Consider the following 2,899-nt stretch of genomic DNA (forward strand, 5'->3'; position numbering starts at 1 on the left):
CTAGCCCGATTGCATCGCCAAACACTCTGCTATTCTAAGTCTACAGAAATGTTAGGATACTCTATTCGTTTATTAATTCATTATCTGAAGTTTCAAGAAGTGCCTATTCCTTACTGATTCATAGCTTAATTCAGCAACGCCGAACCCTCCCCCACCCCGAAAACTCCTAGACGTAGTGCGAGAGACGATCCGCCCTACCGCATTACTCCTACCGCACCGAACAAACCTATCTGGACTGGATTAAGCGTTATCTGCTCTTCCATCAGGAAAAACATCCCCGCGAAATGGGGGAAGAAGAGATCAAGTCCTTTTTGAGCCATCTTGCCGTTGATAAAAACGTTGCCGCCGCCACCCAAAACCAAGCCCTCAACGCCATCCTCTTTCTTTATCGAGAAGTTCTTAAAATTGAACTGGGTAATATCGGTGCATATTTACGGGCAAAAGGTCACAAACGTCTGCCCACCGTCCTCACCAAAGAAGTAAAAATGGCTGATGATTTTAGCGATCGCACAACAAACTGCGATCGCTGCCCAGGTCATTCTCAACCCACCAAAGTTAGGATTGCTCATCCAAGAAATTGAATCTCTTGAGAAGCAGTTACTGAGCTTGGGGGTTGAGAGTCGAAGTTATCCCTTAAATGAGCTAATCGCCTTTAGCTCGGCTTTTATGACGATGAAAGCCATTGCCAGCAACTTAAATCAAATGAGTCAAGACTTACCTGCCTACACCCAATAGGGGCTAAATCCCTTCTTTTCTAGCTAAAAGGACGGGACAATTGACATTAACCCGCACATAATCCGAGAGGGAAGTACCGAGAAGGCGATCGAGATCTGGTAAACTCTTGGCCACGGAAGGACGGCGATCGGGCGAACCCAACAGTAAGAGATCGACACCATAATCATCGACGAGTTTGCAGAGTTGTTCTCCCGGTTTACCCCCCGTCACCACGCAGCGATAGGGTATATTCATCCGTTTTACTTTTGCCACTGCTGGCCCTAAAATTGGGTTTTCTTCCATTTCTTTGGGGGAAGTGGGGGCAAATTCCGGTTTTAAGTCGGGGTTGACGCGGGCCAGAATTAACTCTGCTGAAGGATAATCCCGCAGGAGATAAATAGCCAGATCGAGAGCTAAATCAGCCGAGCTAGACTTATCGAGAGCTACCATCACCTTTTTGATTTTTTTGACGTAAATATCGTCTTTTACCAATAACATCGGGTGATTAGTCAGTTGAAAGACGTATTGACTGACGGAATTTTCTAGAATTGCCTCCAGTCGCTTTAGTCCTCGGGAACCCATCAGGATCAAATCGGCCCCGATTTCGTCGGCAACTTGACAGACGGTATCTTTGGGATCTCCTTGACGCAGAATAGTGGAAACTTTGCTGGGTTCAATTTTGACTTCTTGCAGGATTTTAGTCAGCATTTGGGTCCCTTCTTCCCATTTACTGGCCAGAGCTTCGGTGGTAATCTGAGGGGGAACAACCCGGAGAATGGTAATCGACGCTTTCCGGATAGCGGGGAGATCAATCAATGCTTGTAGCATTTCTTGGGTTTGACCTGCGCCGGAATCAGCGTATAGTATTTTCTCTAGCATAAGATTAAACTCGGTCTATGATCTTAATGGTTTTCGCCAATTTTCAGCATACTGCTAATGTTGTTCTCGAAATTTAACAACTTATTAAGCGCTTTTTCTTAGCTTCATGCGATGCCGAAGGCACTGCGTAGCAGCTCGCATTTGAGGATGTTTTAAGTATTTATGCTTAATTGACTAGAAATACTTGGCTCAAAATCATCGTGTCAAGCGTTCATTTGTATTATATTTTGGCTGCAATGCTGGCGCTCTCTTTTAATCACTGCTGCTGCTCACCATTTAATTAGACCTCTTGCATAATTTTTTTATGGTATAATGGAGGCTTTTGCTTTTTTCTCAATTCTTAGATTGAAGTGGAAAAAAGAATAAAATGTGATCTTAGGTCAGGAAATCATCTATAATTTTGCTATGTTTATTAGCAAAATTATGGATTATCAAAACTTATCAGATGAACAATTCAAACGCCGTTTCGGTGTGTATAAACAAACATATAGAAAGATGGTAGAATCAGTAAAAAGTGTTGAAGCCGACTCTAATTCAGCGTTCGGCTGAGCGTTCGACAAAAGCTCACGCCGAAGTCTCACGGCCGAAGCCATCTAAAAGGGGACCGAAACCTAAACTATCTATAGAAGAACAAGTTTTAGTAACGTTAGAATATTGGCGAGAATATAGAACATATTTTCACATTGGTACAAGCTGGGAACTATCAGAATCAACTATAGGTCGGATTGTAAATAAGACGGAAAAAATGCTTTTACAATCGGGAAACTTCCGTTTAAAAGGAAAAAAAGCTTTACTCAATCAAGCAGAGATACCGGTCGTAACGGTAATGGATGTAACGGAAACTCCCATTGAACGCCCCCAAAAGAAACAGAAAGATTTTTTGGGGGGTAAAAGAGGTTATCATACTTTAAAATCCCAATTAGTAGCTGATCAAAATACAGAGGAAATTATCTGTGTCTTTTGTGGGAAAGGCAGAGGTCATGATTTTAGTTTATTTAAAAAAAGTCGAGTTCGTTTTCATCCTTTAACTACCAGCATAGAAGACAGTGGTTATCAGGGAATATCTCAATACCATAGTAATAGTTATACACCAAAAAAGAAACCTAAAAATAGAAAATTAACAGACTTATAAAAGGAGTATAACAAGGCTTTAGCCAAAGAAAATATTATCATTGAACCTATAAATAGGAAACTCAAAATCTTTAAAATCTTATCCTGTAAATATCGGAATCGTCGTCGAAGATATAGTTTAAGAGTTAACTTGTTGGCGGCTATTTATAACTGTGAGTTAGGGATAGGTATAGCA

Annotated in this window: 2 protein-coding genes and 2 pseudogenes; 3 read left to right on the forward strand and 1 reads right to left on the reverse strand. The window is 41.4% G+C overall.

What is annotated here, in order from left to right:
- Both O9334_RS17875 and O9334_RS17880 read left to right on the forward strand, forming a co-directional pair.
- Positions 1 to 117 (forward strand): annotated as a pseudogene (locus tag O9334_RS17875) (IS1 family transposase); the annotation flags it as partial.
- A gap of 134 nt (positions 118 to 251) precedes the next feature.
- Positions 252 to 581: a site-specific integrase gene (locus O9334_RS17880; RefSeq protein ID WP_288001579.1), complete on the forward strand. Its 330-nt coding sequence runs from the start codon at positions 252 to 254 to the stop codon at positions 579 to 581.
- Positions 582 to 738: 157 nt separating this feature from the next.
- Here O9334_RS17880 and O9334_RS17885 read toward each other — a convergent pair whose 3' ends face one another.
- A complete protein-coding gene (locus tag O9334_RS17885) occupies positions 739 to 1,593 on the reverse strand; it encodes a universal stress protein (protein ID WP_045359959.1) in 855 nt (284 codons plus the stop codon).
- A 405-nt stretch (positions 1,594 to 1,998) separates the two neighbouring features.
- Here O9334_RS17885 and O9334_RS17890 point away from each other — a divergent pair.
- Positions 1,999 to 2,899: pseudogene (locus O9334_RS17890) on the forward strand (IS5 family transposase); the annotation flags it as partial.

This window comes from Microcystis sp. LE19-8.1F (assembly GCF_027531715.1).
Lineage (GTDB): Bacteria > Cyanobacteriota > Cyanobacteriia > Cyanobacteriales > Microcystaceae > Microcystis > Microcystis wesenbergii_A.